At 59.3% G+C, this 24,258-nt stretch carries 17 protein-coding genes; 3 read left to right on the forward strand and 14 right to left on the reverse strand.

Annotated elements, in window-relative coordinates:
- Positions 1-306: 306 nt before the first annotated feature.
- From GT495_RS09245 to GT495_RS09265, 5 genes are all read right to left on the reverse strand, one after another.
- Positions 307-1,011, reverse strand: a complete 705-nt coding sequence (locus GT495_RS09245) for a transaldolase (RefSeq protein ID WP_192924183.1) — start codon at positions 1,009-1,011, stop codon at positions 307-309.
- Between the two features lie 319 nt (positions 1,012-1,330).
- The gene (locus tag GT495_RS09250) at positions 1,331-2,722 is read right to left on the reverse strand and encodes a PTS ascorbate transporter subunit IIC (protein WP_152078691.1); all 1,392 of its coding nucleotides are present in this window, start codon (positions 2,720-2,722) and stop codon (positions 1,331-1,333) included.
- A gap of 70 nt (positions 2,723-2,792) precedes the next feature.
- Positions 2,793-3,068: a PTS sugar transporter subunit IIB gene (locus GT495_RS09255; protein WP_022094539.1), complete on the reverse strand. Its 276-nt coding sequence runs from the start codon at positions 3,066-3,068 to the stop codon at positions 2,793-2,795.
- A 75-nt stretch (positions 3,069-3,143) separates the two neighbouring features.
- Complete coding sequence (locus GT495_RS09260) at positions 3,144-3,590, reverse strand: PTS sugar transporter subunit IIA (RefSeq protein ID WP_161162302.1); 447 nt, start codon at positions 3,588-3,590, stop codon at positions 3,144-3,146.
- Between the two features lie 9 nt (positions 3,591-3,599).
- Positions 3,600-4,310 (reverse strand): transaldolase, encoded by a 711-nt coding sequence (locus GT495_RS09265; RefSeq protein ID WP_161162303.1) that lies wholly within the window; start codon positions 4,308-4,310, stop codon positions 3,600-3,602.
- 347 nt (positions 4,311-4,657) lie between these two features.
- On the opposite strand from GT495_RS09265, the gene GT495_RS09270 reads away from it, so the two are divergent.
- Entirely contained in the window at positions 4,658-5,449 is a 792-nt protein-coding gene (locus tag GT495_RS09270; protein WP_161162304.1) for a DeoR/GlpR family DNA-binding transcription regulator, read from the forward strand.
- Between the two features lie 47 nt (positions 5,450-5,496).
- On the opposite strand, the gene GT495_RS09275 is transcribed toward GT495_RS09270, so the two are convergent.
- Positions 5,497-6,324, reverse strand: a complete 828-nt coding sequence (locus GT495_RS09275; RefSeq protein ID WP_161162305.1) for an HAD-IIB family hydrolase — start codon at positions 6,322-6,324, stop codon at positions 5,497-5,499.
- Positions 6,325-6,399: 75 nt separating this feature from the next.
- On the opposite strand from GT495_RS09275, the gene rlmKL reads away from it, so the two are divergent.
- Positions 6,400-8,958, forward strand: a complete 2,559-nt coding sequence (gene rlmKL, locus GT495_RS09280) for a bifunctional 23S rRNA (guanine(2069)-N(7))-methyltransferase RlmK/23S rRNA (guanine(2445)-N(2))-methyltransferase RlmL (protein WP_161162306.1) — start codon at positions 6,400-6,402, stop codon at positions 8,956-8,958.
- A 93-nt stretch (positions 8,959-9,051) separates the two neighbouring features.
- Here rlmKL and GT495_RS09285 read toward each other — a convergent pair whose 3' ends face one another.
- From GT495_RS09285 to GT495_RS09305, 5 genes are all read right to left on the reverse strand, one after another.
- A complete protein-coding gene (locus tag GT495_RS09285; RefSeq protein ID WP_370457643.1) occupies positions 9,052-9,765 on the reverse strand; it encodes a response regulator in 714 nt (237 codons plus the stop codon).
- 4 nt (positions 9,766-9,769) lie between these two features.
- Positions 9,770-11,395 carry an ATP-binding protein gene (locus GT495_RS09290; protein WP_161162307.1) on the reverse strand — a complete coding sequence of 542 codons (1,626 nt, stop codon included), beginning with the start codon at positions 11,393-11,395 and terminating at the stop codon, positions 9,770-9,772.
- Between the two features lie 112 nt (positions 11,396-11,507).
- Positions 11,508-11,678 carry a hypothetical protein gene (locus tag GT495_RS09295; protein ID WP_161162308.1) on the reverse strand — a complete coding sequence of 57 codons (171 nt, stop codon included), beginning with the start codon at positions 11,676-11,678 and terminating at the stop codon, positions 11,508-11,510.
- A 61-nt stretch (positions 11,679-11,739) separates the two neighbouring features.
- Positions 11,740-13,767 carry a KUP/HAK/KT family potassium transporter gene (locus tag GT495_RS09300; protein WP_161162309.1) on the reverse strand — a complete coding sequence of 676 codons (2,028 nt, stop codon included), beginning with the start codon at positions 13,765-13,767 and terminating at the stop codon, positions 11,740-11,742.
- Between the two features lie 159 nt (positions 13,768-13,926).
- Positions 13,927-14,799, reverse strand: coding sequence for a nitroreductase family protein (locus GT495_RS09305; protein ID WP_161162310.1), 873 nt, complete (start codon positions 14,797-14,799; stop codon positions 13,927-13,929).
- Positions 14,800-15,010: 211 nt separating this feature from the next.
- On the opposite strand from GT495_RS09305, the gene GT495_RS09310 reads away from it, so the two are divergent.
- Entirely contained in the window at positions 15,011-17,311 is a 2,301-nt protein-coding gene (locus GT495_RS09310) for an LTA synthase family protein (RefSeq protein ID WP_161162311.1), read from the forward strand.
- 167 nt (positions 17,312-17,478) lie between these two features.
- Here GT495_RS09310 and GT495_RS09315 read toward each other — a convergent pair whose 3' ends face one another.
- Genes GT495_RS09315 through GT495_RS09325 form a run of 3 tightly spaced genes read right to left on the reverse strand, consistent with a single transcriptional unit; the run spans position 17,479 to position 24,258 of the window.
- Positions 17,479-18,177 carry a hypothetical protein gene (locus GT495_RS09315; protein WP_161162312.1) on the reverse strand — a complete coding sequence of 233 codons (699 nt, stop codon included), beginning with the start codon at positions 18,175-18,177 and terminating at the stop codon, positions 17,479-17,481.
- A gap of 2 nt (positions 18,178-18,179) precedes the next feature.
- Positions 18,180-18,749: a hypothetical protein gene (locus tag GT495_RS09320; protein ID WP_161162313.1), complete on the reverse strand. Its 570-nt coding sequence runs from the start codon at positions 18,747-18,749 to the stop codon at positions 18,180-18,182.
- A 1-nt stretch (position 18,750) separates the two neighbouring features.
- A complete protein-coding gene (locus tag GT495_RS09325; RefSeq protein WP_161162314.1) occupies positions 18,751-24,258 on the reverse strand; it encodes a hypothetical protein in 5,508 nt (1,835 codons plus the stop codon).

Genomic DNA, 24,258 nt, shown 5'->3' on the forward strand with positions numbered 1-24,258 from the left:
CTAATGGCTTGGCGTCAGCATGCCGCGATTCTGTCGCACGGAGAGCATTTCCCAGTTGACAAAACTATAGGAACACCCCCCTCTCTCGCGACGTGCAAAATCGCGAATATTCAGTGTCTACCAATAGCGCCGCGGCGCCTCGGAGAGCCATAAAAGCAAAAACGGCCCCCGTTTTGGCGTTTTTAGAGCCAAAATGGGGGCCGTTCCGTGCTTCAACCAAGTGGTAAAAGCTGATAAAAGCTGGTAAAAGTCTTTACCATGCTGAATAATCGCGATTTTGCACGTCGCGAGAGGGGGTACCCTTGCTTACGGCAGGATATGGAAGCCGAGCGAGGCGATATCCTTGGCAAAACCGCGCACGGTATCGAGCGAGACCTCGTACGGATCACGGCCGATGTTCTTGCGCTTGGCCAGGATGCTGTTGGGCACCGTGATGATCTGGCAACCGCAGGCTTCGGCTTGGTAGATGTTGATGAGCTCGCGCGTGGACGCCCACAGGACCTCGCAATTGGGCTTGGCGGCGGCCTTCTTGACCGACTCCGTCACAAACGGAATGGGGTCGACGCCGGTATCGGCAATGCGGCCGACAAAGAGCAAGATGATGGACGGCGTCTCGGCGTCAACGGCCTCGACCATCTCATCGACCTGCTCGGGGGTAAAGATGGTGGTGACGTTGACCTTGATGCCGTCGGCCGAAAGCTTACGCATCAGCTCGGCGGTGGACTCGCCCTCGGTAGTCACGCACGGAATCTTGACGTAGACGTTCTCGGCCCAGGTAGCGATCTCGCGCGCCTCGACCTCCATGGTCTCGACGTCGTCGGCAAAGACCTCAAACGACACGGACACATCGGTGATGTGGGCCAGGACTTCCTTGGCAAACGCGCGGTAATCCGTCACGCCACCCTTCTTCATAAGGGACGGGTTGGTCGTGAAACCCTGAACGTTGCCGTACTCGTACATGTCGAGCATGCCCTCGAGGTTTGCACCGTCAGCGAACACCTTGATTGCCATGTGAGGTCCTTTCGTTTGCATACGGCCGATAAACTGCTAAACACTTTACCTATGTTTATCAAGGCGTGAGCTGCTGGTTTTTATCTTCTCGACGAACGGTTTTGCAGTTTTACCATTTTTATATCGACACCCCAGCGGCAAAACGTTTTTCTGATCATCGCGGTTGATTCCGTGCGCGGCGCAGAGACGACGCTTTGTCAACACGTTTTCACAACCACGCCAAACCAAAAGCGGTGACGCCTCATTTGAGACGTCACCGCTTCCGTGTAGGAGCCGGTTATCGGAGCTCCGCCCGTTTAGGGCTTAACGTATGCCTGGATTACTCTTCCTCAACGTGGTTGATCACAGCACCCTTGGTGTGGATGAAGTTGGGGACGAAGGCGACGATCAAAAGGACAGCGAGAATCGCGTAGACACCGGTGGTACCGAAGGCCTCGGCAGCACGGCCGAGCGTAATACCAATGACGGAGAAGTCGAAGTCGCCGAACGTAGTGTTCTTGAAGCCAAAGACGTCAAGAACGGGCAGGAGCAGGGCCGGGGCAAAGGTAATGAGCAGGCCGTTGACGAAAGCGCCAAGAGCTGCACCTTTGCGACCGCCGGTAGCATTGCCGTAGATGCCTGCGGTAGCACCGCAGAAGAAGTGGGGAACCATGCCCGGGATGATGAAGATGCCCAAGGTAGCGCCCACGATGAACATACCGACCACGCCACCGATAAAGGAAGCGACAAAGCCGAGGATGACGGCGGTGGGAGCATAGGGGAAGAAGACGGCGCAGTCGACGGCGGGGATGGCACCGGGGATCAGCTTGTTGGAGATGCCCTGGAAAGCCGGGACCAGGTCGGCAAGGATCATACGAACGCCGTTATAGACGATGGTGACACCGACGGCAAAAGACAGAGCGCAGGTCAGGGCATAGACAATCACGTTGTCGCCGCCAGCAGTCTTGGTAACGACCGCAGGATCTGCGATGTAAGCGGCGAAAGCGGTAACCAGGTAGAAGAAGGCCATGGTAAGGGCCGTGGAGATGGTGGTGTCGCGCAGGAAGGAGAACTTCTCGGGAACCTCGATCTTCTCGGTACTGTTTTCCTCGGCGTCCTTAGCAAAAAGCGTACCGACTGCAGCGGAGATGTAATAGGCGAGTGAACCGAAGTGGCCCATGGCGATTTCATCGCCATCGGTAACCTTCTCGGTGAAACGCTGACCAACAGCGGGAAGCATAGCGCTCACAAGGCCCAAGAACATGCCACCCACGATGACAAGCTGGACATCCTGGAAGCCAGATGCCTGCAGAACGGCAGACAGCAGGCAGGCCATAAACATGCTGTGATGGCCCGTCAGGAAGATGTACTTAAACTTGGTAAAGCGGGCAATGATAATGTTCACGACGTAGCCGAGAATCAGGATCATCATGGTCTGAACGCCGAGGACGCTCTGAGCCATCGAAACGACGACCTCGTTGTTGGGCACGACGCCGGTGATGTGGAAACCGGTCTCTATGAAGGTACCCAGCGGAGCAAGGTTCTCCTGAACAACAGCGGCGCCGGCAGACAGCATGATGTAACCAAGAATGGGCTTCAGGGTGCCCGTCATCACCTTGTGGGCAGGACGCTTAAGCGCGACAAGGCCCACAAAGGCAAATAGACCCATAATCCACGCTGGCTTGGTCAGAATCGATTGGATAAACTCAAGTATGGGAAGGATGGCTTGCATCTGCGCTTCCTTTCTCTCTAACGTGGGCGCGTTTCCCTCTTCCACAGGGAACCGCCCTTTTTGTGCCGATTTAGGCGTTAGCGGCAGCCGCCTTGATTGCCTCGAGGGCGTCTTCGCGGATCTTCTTCTTGTTCACATAGCTGCGAACGATCACAACGTTGCCGTGGAGCTCGGGGGCGAGTTCCTTAACGGTGATGAACAGATCCGGATTTGCGGAAGAAGCACCGTTCAGGTCCATAGACTCAACGTCGGCCTTGATGCCCTCCTCCTCGCAAAGCTCCTCGACTTTGCCAGCGAGCATCAGGCTAGACCCGATGCCGTTTCCGCATACGGTGATGATATGCATGGTAACCTTCCTCTCCTACACGTGACGGTTTTCCGTCTATCCAAAAGCGGCGACGCATCGCCGTGCCATTAAGGCCTAAAAGAATGAACGCATGGTCTCCAAAACCTGCTCGGGCGTATCGCACGCACTGAGCTTGGCAACGCAGTCCTCGTCCTCGAACATCTGCGAAAGCTCCGCCAAGCAGCCAAGATGAGCCTTGGGATCGGGTGCGCAAATACCCACGAGCACGTGAACCGGATCGAAATCCTCGTGTCCAAACGCAACGGCTGGGTCAAGCGTGACGATACAGATTCCCGCTTCACTCACATTGCCATCTGCCTGAGCGTGGGGCATGGCGATGCCCTCTTCCAAGACCATATAGGGGCCAAATTTGTGAACCGATGAAATCATGGCGTCAACATAGCTCTGGTCGCATTTGCCAGCGCCTACGAGCAACTTACCGCATGTCTTGATCGCTTCCTCCCAATCGGAGACCTCGACATGGCAGGCAACAAGCTCGGGCTTAAGAAGATCGGTCAGCATGCTCGTTCCCTACTCCTCGGGCAGGATATGAAAACCAAGGGCCTGGATGTCGCGGGCAAAGCCCTTGACCGTATCAAGCGAGTACTCAAGCAAATCTTTTCCGAAATTCTTGCGCTTGGCAAGAAGGGCATTGGGGACCGTAATAATCTGGCATCCAACGGACTCCGCCTGGAAGATATTGAGGACCTCGCGCGTAGACGCCCAGAGAACCTCGGCAGCAGGCTTAACGGCAGCCTTCTTTACGGACTCCGCCATGAGGGGCAGCGGATCGACGCCGGTATCGGCAATGCGACCGGCGAAGATGGACAGAATAGAGGGAGTCTCGGCCGAGACGGCATCGACAAAATCGTCGACCTGCTTGGGCGTGAAGATAGTGGTGACATTCACCTTGATGCCATCGGCAGAAAGGCGCTTGACCAGCGCGGCCGTGGACTCGCCCTTGGTGTTGAGCGCCGGGATCTTAACGTAGACGTTGTCTGCCCAGGTTGCAATCTCGCGAGCCTCGGCTTCCATACCCGCCTCGTCGTCGGCGAACACCTCAAAAGAGACCGACACATCGGTAATGTGCTCAAGAACCATCTTGGCAAAAGCGCGGTAGTCAGTCACGCCACCGGCCTTCATAAGGGAAGGATTGGTCGTGAAGCCCTGAACGTTGCCATTGTCATGCATGTCAAGCATGCCTTCGAGGTTAGCGCCGTCGGCAAACACCTTAATCGCCATGTTCGGTCCTTTCTCATCTAGCACTATTGCTATCGAAAGCCTTCTTCTTTGTTTCAAGAGCTTTTCGGTTTTCTTTTATAAACTATTTCAAAAGCTATCGAAAGCTCAATTGTCAACTTTCCGTGAACGGTCGAATATCGGGTGTAAACGTACTTCTTTTGGGCGGCACCTTCAGAATGAGACTCTTTATAGCCCGTCTACGTGTGAACTATCTGCTATACATGAATTTGGGACATGTCATTCCGTTCATTTGATTCATTCGATTTGCCTTGTTCTTTTCATATCGATACGTTATATTTCGATTACGAAAGGCGCATCTTTTGCCTTTTGTTCAAAAGGAGCGGCATATGGCATCTACTTCAGACCTTTCACCGGCCGAGCGTCAGAGATTTATCATGAATTGGCTGGCCGAAAAGCCAAATATCTCGGTATCCGACATCGTTCGCCGTTTTTCGGTTTCGGAAGTCACCGCGCGACACGACCTCGTCTCGCTGGAATCCGAAGGCAAGCTGCGTCGCGTACGCGGCGGAGCGGTGTCGCTTTCTCGCTCCAACGCAATCTCGTATCCCGAGGAGCGCATCAATGTCCAAGTCGAGGCCAAGGAGGCCATCGCCGCAACCGCAGCAACTCTTGTTGATGATGGCGATGTTCTGGTAATTGATATCGGCACCACAGGCTTTTACTTCGCTAAGGCCCTCATGGACAAGCGTGAGATCACCATTATCACCGGCGATCTTGCAATCGCGAACTACGCCAGCTTCAATCTCCCCAATGCTTCAGTAGTGCTGCTGGGCGGCTCCGTGCGTAAGGGTCACCTCTATCTCGCGGGCGCACTAACGCTCGACTGCATGAGCAAACTACATGCCGATAAGGCGTTTGTCAGTGCCGACGGATTCCACCCCGACCACGGTTTTACCGTCGAGCACGACTTCTCGGCCATGATCAAGCATTTGTACCTAACCAACTCAAACCAAGGCTACATGATGGTTGACCAGGGAAAGTTCAACAAGACCAGTTTTTATCAGTCCGCGCAGATTGATGACCTCGATGGCATCATCGTTGATGGAGACGACGAGGGTATCATGGCGGCGGCGATCGAGAGCAGCCGCAGTCATCCCAAGCTCTATATTGCAAAATAGCGCAAATGGCCGGGTCGCCCCCCCACTGCAGGCGACCCGGCCATTTATTAGATCAACCCAAAGTGGCGCATCGCTGTGACGGTGCCGTCGTGTGCGACATCGTCGGTCACGTAGTCGGCGACCGCCTTGACCTCGGGCATGGCGTTGCCCATGGCCACGGCTGTCTCGACGGCGGCGAGCATGCCCAAGTCGTTGCCCGAATCGCCAAAGCCAAAGGTGCGCGCATTTCCCTCGCGGCCCAGATACGCCAGTGCTCGCGCCACGCCCACGCCCTTGTCGATACCCTTGGGGCTCAGCTCGCGATTCTGACCACCGGTGTTGCACAGCTCAAAGTTGCGATCGATAAAGCCATCGTCGTTGGCCACGCAAGCCAGGTCGCGCGCGTTAACGCACACCTTGCCTACGCGCAAGCGGCCATCGACGCGCATCTGATCAACGCCATGCACCACGTCGGCGCCTAGCAGAAATGACTGTTCGACACCAACTGGCTCAAGTGAATAGGTTGCACCGTTCGTCTCGAACAACGCCTCGCCGCCCGCCGCGGCAATGCGATGCGCGAGCTCCTCGATAACGTCCTCGTCAAAGCAGTCCTCGTGTACCACGCGTCCCTCGACCTCGAGCGTGGCTCCCGCCATGGCAACGATGCCCGCGGGGTCGAGCGCACGCAAGCTGTCCGCAATGAGCCACAGGGGGCGACCCGTGCAGATAAATGCCTGGTGACCCGCATTGCGCAGGCGACCAAATGCATCGACAACTGCCTTCGACGGATGGACCGCATTGAAGTCCTTATCGGTCATATCGTCGGGATCGAATGACGTCAGCGTGCCATCCACGTCAAAAAAGAGCACGGCGGAATCGGGGCACGCATCAATCATATGGGTTCCTTTCGGGGGCGATGGCAAACGAAGCATCCATCATATAATGGAGCGACGCAATCAGAGAGGTCACCCATGGAATTTTATGCAAGCTGCCCCGAGGGCTTTGAGTCCGCACTCGCCGACGAGCTTAAACGGCTCGGACTTTCGCATGTCCGCCGCCTGAAGGGCCGCGCCACGTTTGAGGGCGAGCTCGAAGAAGGCTACCGCGCCTGTCTGTGGTCGCGCCTGGCCAGCCGCGTGTTTGTGGTACTTGGGCGCTTTGAGGCGCAGGATGCCGATGAGTTGTACGACGGCGTTTACGACATCGCCTGGGAGAACATCGTCCGCCCCGGCGCCACCATCGCCATCACCGCCCGCGGCGTGACCGAGCAGCTGCGCAACACGCGCTTCTCGGCTCTGCGCGCCAAGGACGCGCTATGCGACCGCCTGGCCGAGGCCACGGGTCGCCGCGCCGACGTCGATGCCGACGATCCCGACGTTCACCTGCTGCTTTCGCTGCGCCAACGTCGCGCGAGCATCAGCCTAGACCTTTCAGGCGACCCGCTGTTCAAGCGTCTGCCGCCCGCGGCGTCCCGCGCCGGCGAGGGCACGCACGTGCTACGCCCCGACTACGCCGCCCTGGTGTTGGCGCAGATCGGCTGGACCGCACTGTGCGAGCGCGAGCTGACGGCCGACGACTACGAGAACGAGGCTCTGCCCACGTTGATCGACGCCTCGTGCGCCGGCGGCGGCCTGCTGCTGGAGGCAGTGAATATTCTGACCGACCACGCTCCGGGCGCCGCCCGCGAGCGCTGGGGCTTTGAGGGCTGGCAGCTGCATGATGCCGACCTGTGGGAGCGGCTGCGTGCCGAGGCGCGCGAGCGCGAGACGGAAGCACGCGAGCGCCAGGCGCGCATCGTTGCCGTAGATGTTGACCCCGCCGCACGCAAGACCGCTGAGCGCATGGTTACGTGTGCCGGCTACAAGCGCTTTGTCGATTTTTGCGCCGCCAAGTCCGCCACCGTACTGGACCACGCGGGCGCCGTCGCCGGTGCCGCCGTGGTCGCGGATACGACCGAGACCCCGCTTTCGCTCATGCACGACGCCATGACGCTGGTCGGCGAGCTGCACCGCGCGCCCGAGCTTACCGCCGCACCGGTCGCCGCGCTCACCCGCGACGGATTGCTGGCCCGCGCGCTCCATGCCGAGCCCGCGCGCTCCATCGCCGTCATGCCCAACAACGAGGAGGCGACCGTCGAAGTCTGGCCTTCGCTCGACCACGCCGCCGCGGCATTTGAGGCTGCGACCAACGCAGATGCCGAGGAGCAGACCGCAGATGCCCAAGACGAAGCCGCCGACACCCCCATGCCCGAGCCCGCCGCCACGCTCGACCTAGGCGACGGCAAGCCGCTGCCCGTGCTCATCCCCGAGTCGGAGCAGTTCGCCAACCGCCTGCGCAAGAACGCCCGCCTGCGTCGCAAGTGGGCGAAGCGCGAGGGAGTGAGCTGCTACCGCGTCTACGATGCCGACCTACCCGACTACTCCGCCGCCATCGACCTGTACGAGGGATGCCCGCAGACGCCGGGCCGCTGGCTCGTCATCGCCGAATACGCCGCGCCCAAGACCATCGACCCCGCGCTGGCCCAGGCCCGCATGCTCGACATCTTGGCCATCGCGCCGCGCATCCTGGATGTTCCGGCCGAGCACGTGCACGCCAAGGCCCGCATGCGTTCGCGCGGCGGCTCGCAGTACGGCAAACAGGGCGCTGGCAAGGGCGGCTCGGGCGAGCGCGCCAACATCGCGCGCCGCCGTCTGCCGCTCATCGAAGAGGGCGGCCTTACCTTTGCCGTCAACTTTGACGACTACCTGGATGTAGGAATCTTCCTGGACCACCGCGTCACCCGCAACCTGGTGCGCGAGCACGCCAGGCAGGCGCGCCGCTTCCTCAACCTGTTCGCCTACACCGGCACCGCCACCTGCTATGCGGCAGACGGCGGCGTCGAGGAGACCGTGACGGTCGACCTTTCCAACACCTACCTGGACTGGGCCGAGCGCAACATGCGCCAGAACGGCTTTGTGGGTCCGCAGCATCACTTTGTGCGCGACGACGTGCTCGCCTGGATTCGCGACCAGCGCCAGACGCGCAACCGCTGGGACCTGATCTTTGTCGACCCGCCCACGTTTTCGAACTCGTCCAAGATGGGCCGCCGCACCTGGGATGTCCAGCGCGACCATGTTGAGCTTTTGGCCGGCGTATCGCGCCTGCTCGCACAGGGCGGGCAGGCCATCTTTAGCTGCAACCTGCGCGGCTTCCGCCCCGAGACGCGCAAGCTCGCACGCGCGGGCGTGGTGCTACAGGACATAACGGCGCAGACCATCCCCGAGGATTTCGCGCGCAACCAGAAGGTGCACCATTGCTATATCGTGCGCCGCCTGCCCATCGAGGACGCCATGGCAGAGGTCGGCTTTAGCGCCGAGGAGATTGCCGAGCGAACCGAGGAGCTGCGCAACCCTGAGGCGCGCAAGCCTCGCGCGGCAGTGCCTGGCCATGTGCACGCCGGCGACAGCAAGCCGCACGTCACCGGCAGCCCCTCCCCCGCCGGTAAGCCCAAAAAGAAGAAGTTCTACGCCAGCAAGCCCAAGGGCAAATAACAAAGTTGCGGTGGAATAGTTCCTAAAAAGCCTGGTAAAGGCCCAAACAGGAACTATTTCACCGCAACTCATAGTGGGATGGTGGTTGGCGATCTACCCTTGGGTGACCAGTCGGTAGCCGATACCCACGTGCGTCTGGATATAGCGCGGATGCGCGGGGTCGGACTCGATCTTCTTACGCAGCGTGCCCATAAAGACACGCAGGCTCGCCAGATCGCTCTTAGTTGCCGTGCCCCAAATCTCGTGCAGGATAAACTGGTGCGTGAGCACCTTGTCGGCGTTATGGGCCAACAGGCACAGCAACTTGTACTCGATCGGCGTCAGGTGCAACTCCTCGCCATCCATCGTGGCGATGCCGGCATCAAAATCGATATGCAGCTCACCGGTATCGAACGAGCCCTCGGACGCACCCATGCCAATCTGCGCATACGAGAGGCGCCTGAGCGTCGTGCGAATACGCGCGAGCAGCTCCTCGACCGAAAACGGCTTGGTCAGATAGTCGTCGGCGCCGGCATCGAGCGCGCGAATCTTGTCCGCGTCCTCGCTGCGCGCCGAGACCACGATGATCGGCATGCCCGACCAGGTGCGCACCGATTCCACCACCTTGACGCCGTCCATATCGGGCAGGCCCAGATCGAGCAGGACAATGCTCGGCGCCTGCGACGAGGCGGCGGCGATGGCGGCATGGGCAGTCTCCACGGCCATATGGCGCAAGCCGTGCGCCTCGAGCGCGGCAACAATGAGGTTGCGGACGGCAGGATCGTCCTCAACGACCAAAATGAGCGGTTTCACGGCAGGGTTCGGCACGGCGCTACTCCTTATCAAACGAAACGTCGGCGGCGGGAAGCTCAATCGTAAAGACCGAGCCGTGCGGATCCGCCGCGGCAACCTCTATGCTACCGCCATGTGCCAGCGCAATGGAGCGGCAGAGCGAAAGACCCAGGCCCACACTACGGTGGCTGTCGGCCAAACCGTGGTTGGCGGTGTAGAACGACTCAAAGATCCGCTCGCGATCCTCGGGCGCAATACCTGGACCGTCATCGGCAACCGAGCACTTCACGCGCCCGCCGTCGACATCAATCGAAATAACAATGTGCGAACCCAACGGCGTATAGGTGATAGCGTTATTCACCAGGTTCACCACCAGCTGCACCATCAGACGCGCATCGACATTGACCAGTGCCGGCTCGTCGCACGCCACCACTTTAAGGTCGTGCTCGCGCACGGCCGGATTCACATGGCGCAGCGCCTCCTCGACGATATCGTCCATGAGCTCGAGCGTCGTTGACAGATGCATGCCGCCGCCTTCGAGTTTGGTGATGGCGAGCAGGTTCTCGACGGTGGCGTTGAGCCATTGCGCATCAGAGCGAATGGACAGCAGCATGCCGCGGCGCGTCTGGGCATCGAGCACCGCGGTTCCGGTCGAGCCCTGGTCGAGCAGAACGTCGGCGTTACCCGAGATACTGGTGAGCGGCGTGCGCAGATCATGCGAGATGGAGCGCAGCAGGTTGGCACGCAGCTGCTCGTTCTTGGCGAGCACCGCCGCCTCCTCGCGCGCCTCCATGGCGCGGGCGCGATCGAGTGCCAGCTCGCCTTCGCTCACGATGGCATCGGCCAGCATCCGTTCTTCGTGCGTCAACGCATCGGGGTCGGCGACGATAGCCAGCACGCCCACCACCGAGGAGGGCTCACCCCCGCGCACCATGGTGTCACCCGAGCGTACCGTCAGGTAAATGCCGTAGAACGCCGATCCGCCAAAGGTGGCGTCGAGCGGTGTTCCCACGTAGACCGAAGCCGAGAGCAGCGGCGGCATCTGGGGTGCCAGCTGATGCAGCGGCGCGGCATCGCCCACGGCCGTATACGTTGCGCGCGGCAGCAGGTCATCGCCCTCGGCGTCGGCGCTGTACCACACGACCGGACAGCCCGAAAGACGCGCCAGCTGCGTGGCCACAGCATGCACAATCTGCTGCTCGTCGGCGCAGCGCTGCAACATGCGATTGGTCTCGAGCACCATCTGCGTGCGGCGATCGCTTGCCGCGGCCTGCGCCAGGGCGCGGCGCAGGGCCAGAGCGATCGAGCTTGACACGAGCGAGACCGCGAACATGATGAAAAACATGCCCGGATGGATGTGGTCGATAAGCGTTAAGGAGTAACGCGGCTCGATAAACAAAAAGTTGTAGAGCGAAACGGCGGCGGCAGAGCTCAGCAGACAGTACAGGCGGCTCCAGGTAAAAAATGCACACAGCTGCACCGCAAGCACATACACAATCATGATGCTCGGGGCAAGACCGGGGCGGTCGAGCACCGCGCCGACAACCGTCGCGGCCGCGAGCAACCCCGCCACCACGCAGGTGTCGTACAGAGGGCCGCGCCGCGTCTGCGTCGAGCGCCTCCACCAAAAACTGTCGGCAAGATCGCCATCCGAGCGAACATCCATCGACGCCGCGCCCTCCCTCAAAAACAAAAACCACCACGAAGGGGACAGGCACCTTTGTGGTGGTTTTCCCTCGTGGTGGTTCCTAGTGTAAAGCCTTTACAACCTGCGGTCGCTAGACAAACAGCACGTGCGCGAGCAGGGCACATACGCACGCCGCGGCAAATACCAACGCCACAACTGAGATCACGCGATCGGCAATATCCATGTTGGCTCGGTTCGTAAAGAACTGGTCCTCGGCGGCGTCGATACCCGCCTCGCGCGCATCAAGAGTCCTTGCATCCATGTTTACCTCCCCGGCTTTCATTTCATCCATCGATGATCAACTCCGTGTAGCCCGCTGGCGACTACGGGCGCTCGTTGGGGGCCAGGCGCTGCATCTTGTTCACAGCCTTGAACTTGGTGAACAGCGGCACGTACTCAAAGCTCACGTTGGAGTTCTCCAGGCCGTACCAACGCGCGGGCGTGCCGGCGGCGCGGCGGATGATGTGCTTGAGCGTAATGGCCGTGCGCTCGCTGGGCTCCACGTCGCTCTCGGGCGCCAGCAGCTTGCGGATCATGACGAACTTGAACGTACCGATGTTGCCCGGATCCTTGTAGACCGAGTAGTCGTGCTTTTGCGGCGGCAGCTCACCGGTGGCGGCAAGGTCCTGAACGACCTGACGCAGGTAAGCATTGACACGCTGGTTGACCTTATAGCCCAGGTACAGATGCACGCGGAAGACGTAGTCGGTATCGAACGTCTCGACCGAATAGGCAAACGTATACGGCTCGTCCATGGTCTCGACGTTCACGAACCACCAGGCGCGAGCGCGCTTGGGGTGCTTGTCCAAGATCGAGTAGACGATATCGCGGTCGATATAGTCGATGTTAGTGTCCTTGGTCAGGTACACGATGTTGTCGCTCAGGCGCTCGTAACGGTCGTCGTCGCGCAGGCGCTTGAGCTGCGGCAGGTAGCTGCGCAGCGGCAGCAGCGTAAACTGGCGCTGCTCGACCGCCGTGCCGTTGTACCAGCACACCATGATGCTCATGATGAGCGCAGCTATAAGGATGGTGAAGTAGCCGCCATGGAAGAACTTGGTGAGCGAGCTCACAAAGAAGAAGCCCTCGAGCATGAGGAAGAAGGCGACGAAGATCCACGGCGCAACCTTAAGCTTGCGCTCCACGTGCAGATAGAAGAAGAGCAGCAGCGTCGTACACATCATGGTGAGCGTAATGGCCAGGCCGTATGCGGCCTCCATGTGCGCCGAGTTCTGGAACAGCAACACCACGATGACGCAGCCCACGAGCATGACGTTGTTGACCATGGGGATGTAGAGCTGGCCCTTGGTCTCGGCAGGATAGAAGACCTGCATGTGAGGCATGAGGTCCAGGCGGCTGGCCTCGGATACCAGCGAGAAGGCGCCGGTGATGAGCGCCTGCGAGGCAATGATGGCCGCGACGGTGGAAAGGCCGACGGCAAAGGGACGCAGGCCCGGGGCGAGCATCTGGTAGAAGGGGTTGAGGTCGGCGATACCCATGAGCTCCGGGGTGCCGGCGTTGTTGATGAGCCACGCGCCCTGGCCCATGTAGGACAGCAGCAAGCAGCACTTAACGAACGGCCAGGTGGCGTAGATATTGCCGCGCCCCACATGGCCCATGTCGGAGTAGAGCGCCTCGGCACCGGTGGTGGCGAGGAAGCAGCTGCCCAAGATCATGATGCCCGCATGGTTGTTGGGGCTCAGCAGAAAGCCGATGCCACGCAGCGGATTGAGGCACAGCAGTGCCGTGGGGTGCTGGAAGACAAAGAACAGGCCCGTACCGCCCAGGAACAAAAACCACAGCGTCATGATGGGACCAAAGGCGCGGCCGATCTTGGCCGTGCCGATGCGCTGCACCAAGAAGAGTACGATGATGATGGCGAGCGTGATGGCGACAACGCGGCCCTGGTCGTCACCGAGCACGGCATGAACCGCCGGGATGGTGCGTAGGCCCTCGATAGCCGTAGTCACGGTAACGGCAGGCGTGAGGATGCCATCGGCGAGCAGCGCGGCGCCGCCCAGCATGGCGGGGATGATGAGCCACTTGCCACAACGCTTGACCAGGCTGTACAGGGCAAAGATGCCGCCTTCGCCGTGGTTGTCGGCGCGAAGCGAGATCAGCACGTACTTGACGGTCGTCAGCAGCGTGACCGTCCACACGACAAGGGAGAGCGCGCCGAGCACGAACTCCTCCGTGACGCTTCCGATGCCGCCGTTGCCGGCGACGAGCGCCTTGGTTACATACATGGGGCTGGTGCCGATATCGCCATACACCACGCCCAGCGTGACGAGCATCGCCGAGATGCTCACAGGAATCGCAGCGTGCGAAGCTGCCTCCTTGGCCTTTTGTTCCATAAGCCGGTTTCCTCCCAACTTTAACGTTCGAGGGGATTATAGGTAATCGGCCCATGTTTGAATGGCACCGTTTTCCCAGCTAGACAAACATTTATACGGCCTTTAGGTCACCGCGGTGATATGGGGTGCGACAAAGGGACTGTCCCTTTGTCGCACCCGTCATTTTCCAAGCCAGTTTTTGAACCACCACTCCATGGAGCGGCTCATCTCGGCCATAAAGGGACTGGTATGTTTGCGGGTGTAGATATCCGCCACGCGCCCGCCCACCTCGCGGGCGTGCGGTCGAAACATCGCATCCATCTCGGCCACCTGCGCATCCATAGTCGCGGTATCCGCACGGCGGTAGCGCTCCTCGTGCACCAGGTTCACCACGGGATGCGCGATCGCCAGACGCTCCTTTCGGGGCGTGCCGATGATGAGCATCGACAGCGGCATGGTATAGGGCGGCAAATCCAGCAGCGCGGCAACTTCCTCGGCGTTCTCGATGACATCGCCGATATAGCAGCTCCCCAGCCCCAGGGCCTCGGCGGCAACCACGGCGTTTTGGGCGGCGATCACGGCATCCTGCGCCGCGATGGCAAAGTCGCCCAGACCCGGCGCACGACGGGGCGACTTGCCCGTGCGCTCTACAAACTCGGGCTCAAAGCAGCCCACATACTCAAACAGATCGATCCACTTGGCATAGTCGACCACAAATATAAGTGCCCAAGGCGCCTTGGCGATCATGGGCTGATGGTCGCACAGGTCGGCCAGACGGTCCAGCCTAGCCTGCTCGCGAATGCTCACGATGGAATACATCATCATGGCGCCCGCCGATGGTGCGCGACTCGCTGCATGCAAGATCGCCGCCCGCTGCTCGTCGGTCACCACTACGGGACGGTCGTTGTCATCGCGCGCAAAAGCGCGCGTGGACGAACGGTGCTCCAAAATGTCCAGCACCGCATTGCCCGTAGTCTCGACCGGATAGCCGCACGTATCCACGACCGCAGCTCCGTCGCCGCCCATGTCCGCCTTGCAACCCTGCTCACCCATCGCCCTACCCTCGCCATTTTCTTTAAGGAGCCTTAACGTTTCCGTGTAATTCCCGTCCATTATCGCGCAGGTCGCCACTACATTGCGCAACACTGCCACATGCGCGCGTTAATATGGCTTGTTGCGTGCAGCCACCAAATGCGGCGCATAGCTTGGTAACAATCGGGTACCCCCCGCTTTCGTAGGTTTTAAGTTTGTGAGGAGTCTGAGCATGTTTGCAGCCGCTATCTCGCTCGTCGGTCTTGCGGCGACCGTCCACTTTGTTTTACGTGAGATCAAGACCGTCAAGGCACAGTCGGGCACCGTCGGCAAGGGCGCTATCGCCTGGAGCGTCGCCTTCGGTCTGCTCCAGGTCTTTTTGACTATTTGGGGCGCCGTGGGCCTCGTCGCCCAAAACGAGCCGCTCGCCTTTGTGATGCTCATCCTGACCAATGCCATTCTCACCGGCTGCGCCTGGACCAGCATCGCCCGCGACCGCATCGCCCCGCGCGTTTTCGCGTTCGCTGCTACCGATGCCCCCTCCCCCACCGACAAGCTCGCCCGCCTGCGCGGTGCCTTTGTGGGCCGCCCGCTCGTCGCCACCGTCTTGTGCCTGCTGCTCGCCGGCGTCTTTGCGCTGCTGGGCATGGAGGTCTCGTCCAACCACGACTTTACCTGGGTCTACCCCCTGTGCATCCTGCTCGAGTGGGGCATCATCACCGCGCTCATGACCGGCTTGTTCTTCCTTTTCCAGCGCCACGGCGCAGCTCCCGCGGTCCTGGCCTTTGCCCTCTTTGTCCTGGGCATTGCCGAGTTCTTCGTCATCACGTTTAAATCCATGCCCATCCAGCCGGGCGACCTTTCGGCCATCTCCACCGCCGCGGCGGTCGCCGGCAACGGCTACACCTTCTCGATCTCGCTGTTCTGCGTGTTGTCCATGGGCTTTACCGCCATCGCCATGCTGCTGTGCGAGTACGCCGGCCTGGCAGCACCGCACCGTCAAAAGGGTGCCGCCAACGCCAAGCGTATGCTGCTCACCAACCTGCTCGTGGGTGTGCTGTGCCTGGGCGGCGTGACCGCACATGTCACGCTCGTCGACTACTACAACACCCTCGGCATCACCGTCTACACCTGGCGTCCGCTCGAGAGCTACTGGCGCGAGGGCTACCTGCCCGCTTTCATTAGCGCAGCGCAGTCCATCAAGCCGCCCAAACCCGCCGACTACTCCGTCGACAATGCCAAGGCCACGCTCAAAACGTATGCTAAGGCCTACGACAAGTCCGACGCCGCCAAGAGCGACGAGCGCACCGCCGCAAAGGAGCAGTTCGACAGCGAGAAGCCCACGGTCATCGCCATCATGAACGAAACTTTCTCGGACCTATCCATCTACCAGAACATGCACGCCGGCTATGAGGGCCCGCAGTACTTTAAGAGCCTGTCCAACTGCCTCAGCCGCGGCAAGCTCTACGTGAGCGCCTACGGCGGCGGCACCGCCAATACCGAGTTTGAGTTTATGACCGGCAACTCCATGGCCAACCTGGGGTCGGGCGTCTATCCCTATACCATCTACAACATGGAGACGACCGAGAATCTTGCCGAGCAGTTCAAGTCGCTCGGATATTCCACTACGGCCATGCACCCCAACCACGCCACCAACTGGAACCGCGAGAACGTCTATAAGGACTTTGGCTTTGACAAGTTCCTGTCCATCAACGATTTCCAGGGCGCCGATACCCTGCGCGGCATGGTGACCGACCAGGCAACCTACGACAAGATCCTGGAGCTACTCGACCAGAACGCCGATCCACAGTTCATCTTCGATGTGACCATGCAGAATCACTCAGGCTACGACACGGGTCTGGTGCCGGCCGACAAGCAGATGCACCTGAATATCGACACGACCGATCTGGACACCAAGACCGTCGAGGACGGCACACTGTCCGATGTCGATGAGTACGTCTCGTGCATCGAGCAGTCCGACCAGGCGTTGCGCTACTTCCTCAACGCCTTGAGCAAGCTCGACCGCAAGGTGGTCGTTGTGTTCTGGGGCGACCACCAGCCGTTCTTCCCGTCCAAGTTCAATGACAAGTGGTTTACCGGCGAGGACGATGCCACGCACCAGGAACGTCTGTGGCAGACCGACTACATCATCTGGGCCAACTACGACGTTGCCGGCTGCGACCAGACGAGTAAGGTCGACGACCTGTCCACCAACTACCTGTCCACCCAGCTTATGCAGCTGATCGGCGCCCCGCTTTCCGACTATCAAAAGGCGCATATGACGCTGCGCGAGTCGCTGCCCGCCATCAACTCCGTGGGCTACGAGGACGCCAGCCTGCGCTGGGCGCTTTCCTCCAACGTCACCGGTGACGACGCCGCCGCCGCTGCCGCCACCAAGGCACGCGAGGATTACGCCAAGATGCAGTACTACGAGATGTTCCGCGACGGCAAGAACGTGTACACCGAGCACTTCCAGACCGAGGCCAACGAGACCGACCCCAACCTGGCACCGGGTACGACCAAGATCAAGTAGCGGGTCACTCATAACTGAAACGCCTGTCCGGGCGGAGGCGTATAAGGTTCATCGCGAGTTCCGCACGCAAAGGGGGCCACTTAATGTGGCCCCCGTCTTGCGCAGGACTGTAGAGCAGGGAACTTCGTGCCCGCCGCCCGAGAGGGCGTTGCATTTAGAAGATGAACCTAGCGTTTATCCCTTCGGGACAAGAGCAGCGCACCCATAAAAGCGATGATTGCAAGCGTCAGCAACACCAAAAGCAATGTGAGCGCGCTGTCGCCGGTTGCCGCCAGGCCAAACAGGCCGGGGCTCTTACTGCCAGCAGGTTGTACGGGAATCTTCTCGCCATCGTCCTCGGCGGTAATCTCCCAGCGAATGGTCTTGTTTGCATCGGCAAGCTCGTTGCCCACCGATGTCGGAACGCTCAGCTGCAGATTGAGCACCGTGCTGCCATCGCTCGTAAACGTTGCGACCTGAGTGGGATATGCGAACACGCTGCCCGGCGCTCCTGCTTGGAGCCAGCCTGCGGACGCATCGCCCGCCGACGCCGTTAAAGTAATGGGCGACAGCAGGTGTGCCGTCTCGTGATCGACAACGGCCCGCACAAACACGCGTACCTGGGACTTTACGCCCGTGGCACGAACCTCAATCTGCTGCTCGCGCGCATCGCCGGGCATTAGATCTTTAAAGGCTGGAAACAGATCGGGCTCCCCCGAGGAGCCCGTCGCCCCCGAGACCGTCAGCTGGCGCGTATTTCCGTCATATGCAATCGCGGGAGTGTCGGCAAGCGCACGAGCAGGAGCGGCGAGTGCGGCAATGCAGAAAATAGCCGCGACCACGCAACGCAAGGAGCGCGCAACACCTTTGCGAATCGAGAACGCCATACTTACGCACCTCCGTGCGGCGGCACCAGCACGCCATCCTTGACCGTGCTACCCCATGCCTCTTTAACTGCATCGTCGGGCGTGGACTGAATTGCCTGGGTCGAAATGTCGACGACCAGGTTCTTACCAGTTGCCTTCCGCTCAGTCACGCTCTTGATGAGCACGCCGGTTTTGCCCATCGGCGCAACGGGAGACGTCCAGTAGTAGAACCCGTCGGACGCGAGAACCCAAGACGAGGCACTGTTGGAAGCAGATGCTTTGGACACGTTGCCCCACGTAATGACATAGTCGGTGTCTTTAGTCGGCTCATCCCACAGGCGCGCTCCATTCTGATCCTGCCAGTAGATGTCCACCGCAACACGCAGGTATGCCGGAGCCGAGCCCGTGTTTTTAACCGAGACATCCCTCTTCACGTTGTCCTCGAGCGTCTCGTCCACCGAAGGCGCCACCGAGCCAAAACCAAACTCGTTGACCAGCACGCCCGTAACCGAAAGCCACGCAAACGTGCCGACAGCGCCGGCCAAAAGGAGAACGCCGACAAGGAGGGCAACGATCTGCTTGCGCTTTGTCATCCTAGTCCTCCCTCTTCAGCTGCCCGTTTTTCCAAACATTCTTGGCATGCGAGCCGCCGTCGACCCATTTGTCCTTCGCACGCGTGTTAACGCACATCACCACCGCATCGCCCGCGCTCGAGGCAGACGAAATCGTCAGCTCGGCAGATTTGCCGGGCGCCTTACCAGGCGTGCTCAGCTCACCCTGGTAGCGCCATGCCCAAGCCGTATCTTCCTCGACGGTATAGAAACCCACCGGCGCGGCAAATTGCACACTGCCGACATACCAGGTCTCGCCGTTTTCCCGCTGCGTTTTATCGACCTTCACTTCGACCATGCGCGTCTCGGCAGGAGAATCCTTCGACGCCTTCCGTGACACCTTAAAGCGGAATGTCTGTCCCATGGCACTAGCATCGGTGGTCTTTTTTACAATTGTCAACACGTGAGTCTGGTCGAAGTTGAACACGGCATTGCCGGGGTCCTGTTCGCCTTCACCCGTCTTCTTGGACTCCAGACGATTGGCTAGGTCGAATGAGCCATTGCCCGAGCCCAAGCTATAGAGTGAGACGTATTTGTCGTTTACGGGCTCCTCCCGCATGGATGTACCAGGGCCGTAGCTCTCCTGCTTAACTGTAACAGTCAGCTGCGTTCCCATAAACGGCTCGGCAAAGCAGACCTTAAAGGGTGCCTTGTCGGCGCTGTTGTCGACTGTGTTGGCGGCGTTGGGATCGAGTAGCCACTTAAGCCGCGCGGTCATTGTTTTAGGGTTCGTGGAATCGGATGTGTCGTTGGCAGTCACGCGATACGTTACGGGATACAAGTCCATATCGCCCTTGATCGGCTCGCCCTTAAACTCATTCCAAGACTTCGCAGTGCCATCGGCAGGCACATATCGCCACTCCAGGAAGAGTTCGCGCACTTCACCGTTAGCCGTCGCCCGCTCATCGAGCAGCGCGACAATCTTGGAGTAAGCATCCGGGTCGTACGCGACGGACTTTTGCTCCATCTCGGGATTGCCGTTGTTGTCATAGACCGGTTTGCCGTTCTCATCCACCTTGGGAACCTCGACGTTATGGACAAAGCCAGCGCCTGTCGCGCGATCGTCGCCCGAGTCGACCGTCGCCGTAAAGATGGGCGCGCCGTCAACGCCGTGATAGCGCACCTTATACGGCGTCTTCTTGTACACCGCAGTGTAGATCACGCTCTTAAAGGGCTCACCGCCCTCGAGGGGATACTTCTCGTCATCGGTCATCAGGGTGTATTGGCTATCGGATTCATAGTCGCGCGACCAACCGACAAAGTCGTACTTGGTGCCGTCTTTGCCGACAACCTCGGTTGCAGCTTTTACCTCCAGCGAGATCTGATCGCCAAAGTCGGTGCGCGAAAGCGAGCGCACGGATTCGGGGCTCTCCAAATTGGCATCGATATTCGATTGGACCTTGACCGCGCTGGCACGGTAGACCGGGTACAGCTCCATGGGGGCCTTGACCACAGTATTTTTGTTAACCATGGGAAGACCGTCCGACCAAACGACATAGCCGCTACCAGCAGCCGGCTTGGTTTCCGTCCAGCCCGCGAACACGTTGTATGCACTCGTCGCGGCATCGATGTCTCCAACGTTATACGTTGGCAGCGGGATGCCATCCTTAAGGCTGCCGAGCGTATCGTCCTCCTGCGCCAGCTTGCCATCGACATGGTTATCGTCCAGGTGATACACCACGGCAATGGGCGTGTAGTAGGCCACAAACGTAAAGGGCTTGCCAGGCTCCACCGGATAGGAGTAGGTGTTACCACCTTCGCCCGTCGGCTTGCGTTCCTCTACCGTTCCGTCAGGAAGCTCGATCTCGAGCTTCTTAAGCTGATAGGCACCACCGGTTCCGTCGGCGTACACCGTCGTCCTGATGTCGGGGCTCACCGTAGCCACCACGTCGCCGTTCTCCTGAACCACAAGTTGGGGCGTAATGTCGAACTGCGGAACATTGATGAGGCCCGGCGTTCCGTCAAAGCCCTTGCGGTGCAGGTTGGTGGTGTAGTTAACGTCGTACTTTACGTACACGGGATAGGCATCCTGCCACTGGATGACCTTGGACGCGTCGGTTGCCAGATACGGCGCCGCCTTATCCGGATCACTCGTCACATAGGCGTCGCCGGCGACGTCGTAGATATAGTTCCAGACGTCAGAGTCCTTCTGGACCTCAGCCGTAGAGATCCAGCCCAGGAACTTATAACCCGGCACAGCCATGTCAGCATCGGTCGGGGAAGCCTGAAGAGTCAAGTAGGGATTGATGTCGCCCTTTTTTCCGTCGTAGGGCTTACCATTAACCGTCTTGTCCTTATAAAGATGCGGATAACAATACAGGAACGTCGGGTCTTTACCTTCTGGCGTTTTCTGTTGAAGCAAGTTGCTTTCATAGCGTCGAGTAGCGGTTTGCTTGACGTTGTCATACTTGTCATAGAAGGTGACATCCGTAGTCACCATAGCGCGAACATAATATTGTTCCGTCGTTTTAACGAGACTCGAAAAAGGATTATTTATATATGTCCAAGAACCGTCGCCGGGTCTTTCGAGCGTCCAAAAACTGAAGTGATACCTATCATGCGCAGAATGAAATTGGACTTTGATGCTAGCGGCAACCTTCTCATCGCTCAGTTTTCCAGCTCCCGGAAAATCAGTGTCGGCAATCATATCCTTGAGAGTGTTTGCGCCGCTGTCGTTACGCACGTTATGGGAGTAGGCGTTTATAGGCGCAACGATTTTCGTCGCATTAGAGAGAACGGTAGTGCACTTATCTGCTGGATTCTCATCATTGTGTAGCACATGGGCGGAGGCGTCCGTGCCAGCACCCAAATGGATAATGTTTTCACGAACATATGTCGCGCCGACGTTTTCCTCGAAGGGCGACTTGTATTTATTCCAAATCGAGCACAACTTCTTGCTGTCCGTTAGATCGCTATTTGTAAATGCCCGAACGTAATAATCCACGCGGTACTCAAAGCGCGCCGTATAGGTGTGCGGCACGGTTAGATCGACATCGGCAGGGAGTGTATAGCTGGGGTCGCGGCTTACGCGCACCTCGACCACGGACCCGTCGGCGGCCTGCTTGTTTTCGTACCAGCCCAGGAAACGATACCCATCGGGCAGCTTGCCGCCATTGGACAGGAGCGTACCGTCCGTGTTGCGCACCTGTACCGTGTAGACGCTGGCGCCGTCCCCGGCAGTCTGGACGTCGACTTTGGTGCTGCCCACGTCTACGCGCTGGGTCACATCATCAAGCGTGTCCTGCTCATTGCCTTCGAACACCGTAATGATGTTCGACACGTAGTCGCTGTACACGGGATAGAAATCGGTGGGGCCGACCACGGCAATCTCGCTGCCCACGGGATAGAATGCTCCCTTGTTTTTCAAATCAGCCAGCTGAGTTGAGGTAATGGCAGCATAGGCGCCATTCATGCTCTTATCGTAGTTCGGCTGCGTGGTCCATCCAATAAGCGTCGCGGTTGGCGACAAGCTACCGCGATCCGCGGGGGCAGCTGGCGTCAAACCGACGCCATAGCGGTACCAATCCGTGGACCGATCGTGTGCCTTGCCGTCTTTCCAATTGAGTGTCTCGCCTTTGACGTTATAGAACAGCACCTGCGCCTCGTATGAAGCGATAAAAAGGTCATTGCCCTTGAAGCCCTCACTCTCGGCATGATCCTTGCCGTTGTCGGCAGTGTAGTTCGAAGCCTTATCGTGGGCCGTGTTCTCCTCGACGCGCTTGCCAGCAGCCACAGCATCGGCATCGGTCTTGCCGTCAAACCAGCTGTTATCTTGTCCAATTCGATTCACACGCACATCGGGTTCGCGGAACCAGCCCATAAAACGGTAGCCGCCATTCTCCTCGCTCAGCCCCGCAGGCTTTGCGGAGGTATCCTGCTTAAACGTTACCGACGTATCGCCCTGGGCTAAGCCCTGGGCCGTTCCAGCCAGCACGGCGCTCACCGCAAAGGTATACGGATCCGTGGTCGCCTGGTCTTTGCCAAGTTTGGTCTTCTCGATTGTCGCGGTACCCGCGCCGGGGAAGTCAATCGTCGTCTTCGCGCTTTTGCCGTGTACGGGGATATTCAGCTTGTAATCCATGGCCCACTCGTTGGCATGCTGACCACCAAGAAGCGAGTCATTGTCAGTAGTGCGCATGGTACCGGCGCAGAAGTCGTAATCATGCTGTTCCCACAGCTCACGCGTGATGTAGCGTTCGTCGTCCCAGGGACCGAATCCGGCACCGGATACCGTACCATCACCCGCAAGGGCATAAATCGTCTTCTTGGCTGCCGTACCCTGGCTAAACCCGGATAGGCTGACACTAGGCTTGAAGTAGCAATCGGTGATAGTCGCATCGCCCATATTGGCGCGCGCACCGATGCCGCCCAGGTTCACATCGTTTTGGATAATGGGAATCACAGCGATGGGGTTGTACTGGCGCGAGCTCAGATCGCCCGCAAAATGGCTGCGGACAAGCTCGTTGCCCTCAGCGGTCAAAATACGGCCCGCCAGGCCACCCGTCCACGCGCGCGTCACGGAAATGACGCCCACATACGACGCGGCATAGCTGTAGCACCGCGCCGTCGAGAAGCAGTCGACAATCTTGGCGTTGCCTGCCATACAGCCCACAAAACCCGAGGCGTACACGTTGTTGCCGCCCAGGGCGCCAACGGCCACATCGTATTTATTGGTGACGTCGGTCATGCCATTCTCGGCAATCGAGCCGTCCCTTTTGCGCGTAGGCGTCACGCGGCAGTACTCGATGGTCGAGTTCTTAACGTAGCCGGCAAACGCCGCCATATACAGGCCCTCGCCACCGATCGCCTGCACACCTGCAGTGGTGTTATGAACGGCTCGACCGCCGCGCACCTCGCAGTTGTAGAGGGTGCAGCCGTCGAGCTCGCCGGCAATCAGGCCTCCCTCAAAGCCTGCGTTGGTAATAACGTTGAGAATGTTATTGGCGCACGTAACGTGCAGGGTGCTCTCCATGACCATAACGTTTTCAAAGCGGGTGTTGACGGCCTTGCCCACGATGATGCCGCCGCGGAAGTCGGCCCAAATGTTGGCGTCCTTGACCAGAAAGTTCTTGATGATGGCGCCATTGGTCTCGGCAAAGAAACCCGTGTCGCGCTCGGGATCCAATATGTTTTTGGCGTAATTCAAACCCGTCACGGTGTGGTTCTTGCCATCGAAAACGCCCTTAAAGGGATGCTCCTTATTGCCAAAGGAGAGGTACTTGACCGTACTCGAGACAATGGCATCCATATTATCATCATTAAGATCGATATCGTTATCGAGATAGACCTTCCATAGTGATGTGTTGCACTCGCGCGAAAGCGCCACGCACTTCAAAAAGTCATCCGCGTTTTTGATGTGGTATTCGGTTTGGCCCTCGGGCGCATCCTCGGCATGTACCGCCATCGGCAGCGCCATTACACAGCAAAAGACGATCGCCGCGGCGGCAATCAGCCTGCTAAGCACACCTCGGTTTCTGTTCTTGATCTTCAT

Source organism: Collinsella sp. BIOML-A6 (assembly GCF_009875845.1).
GTDB lineage: Bacteria > Actinomycetota > Coriobacteriia > Coriobacteriales > Coriobacteriaceae > Collinsella > Collinsella aerofaciens_H.

What these genes read in the sequence shown, in the direction of transcription:
- GT495_RS09255 (WP_022094539.1), bottom strand. Translation starts at nt 3,068, where the DNA reads ATGCATATCATCACCGTATGCGGAAACGGCATCGGGTCTAGCCTGATG.
- GT495_RS09305 (WP_161162310.1), bottom strand. Translation starts at nt 14,799, where the DNA reads ATGGGTGAGCAGGGTTGCAAGGCGGACATGGGCGGCGACGGAGCTGCG.
- GT495_RS09265 (WP_161162303.1), bottom strand. Translation starts at nt 4,310, where the DNA reads ATGGCGATTAAGGTGTTTGCCGACGGCGCTAACCTCGAAGGCATGCTT.
- rlmKL (WP_161162306.1), top strand. Translation starts at nt 6,400, where the DNA reads ATGGAATTTTATGCAAGCTGCCCCGAGGGCTTTGAGTCCGCACTCGCC.
- GT495_RS09295 (WP_161162308.1), bottom strand. Translation starts at nt 11,678, where the DNA reads ATGGATGCAAGGACTCTTGATGCGCGCGAGGCGGGTATCGACGCCGCC.
- GT495_RS09250 (WP_152078691.1), bottom strand. Translation starts at nt 2,722, where the DNA reads ATGCAAGCCATCCTTCCCATACTTGAGTTTATCCAATCGATTCTGACC.
- GT495_RS09315 (WP_161162312.1), bottom strand. Translation starts at nt 18,177, where the DNA reads ATGGCGTTCTCGATTCGCAAAGGTGTTGCGCGCTCCTTGCGTTGCGTG.
- GT495_RS09270 (WP_161162304.1), top strand. Translation starts at nt 4,658, where the DNA reads ATGGCATCTACTTCAGACCTTTCACCGGCCGAGCGTCAGAGATTTATC.
- GT495_RS09290 (WP_161162307.1), bottom strand. Translation starts at nt 11,395, where the DNA reads ATGGATGTTCGCTCGGATGGCGATCTTGCCGACAGTTTTTGGTGGAGG.
- GT495_RS09275 (WP_161162305.1), bottom strand. Translation starts at nt 6,324, where the DNA reads ATGATTGATGCGTGCCCCGATTCCGCCGTGCTCTTTTTTGACGTGGAT.
- GT495_RS09300 (WP_161162309.1), bottom strand. Translation starts at nt 13,767, where the DNA reads ATGGAACAAAAGGCCAAGGAGGCAGCTTCGCACGCTGCGATTCCTGTG.
- GT495_RS09320 (WP_161162313.1), bottom strand. Translation starts at nt 18,749, where the DNA reads ATGACAAAGCGCAAGCAGATCGTTGCCCTCCTTGTCGGCGTTCTCCTT.
- GT495_RS09260 (WP_161162302.1), bottom strand. Translation starts at nt 3,590, where the DNA reads ATGCTGACCGATCTTCTTAAGCCCGAGCTTGTTGCCTGCCATGTCGAG.
- GT495_RS09245 (WP_192924183.1), bottom strand. Translation starts at nt 1,011, where the DNA reads ATGGCAATCAAGGTGTTCGCTGACGGTGCAAACCTCGAGGGCATGCTC.
- GT495_RS09310 (WP_161162311.1), top strand. Translation starts at nt 15,011, where the DNA reads ATGTTTGCAGCCGCTATCTCGCTCGTCGGTCTTGCGGCGACCGTCCAC.
- GT495_RS09325 (WP_161162314.1), bottom strand. Translation starts at nt 24,258, where the DNA reads ATGAAGATCAAGAACAGAAACCGAGGTGTGCTTAGCAGGCTGATTGCC.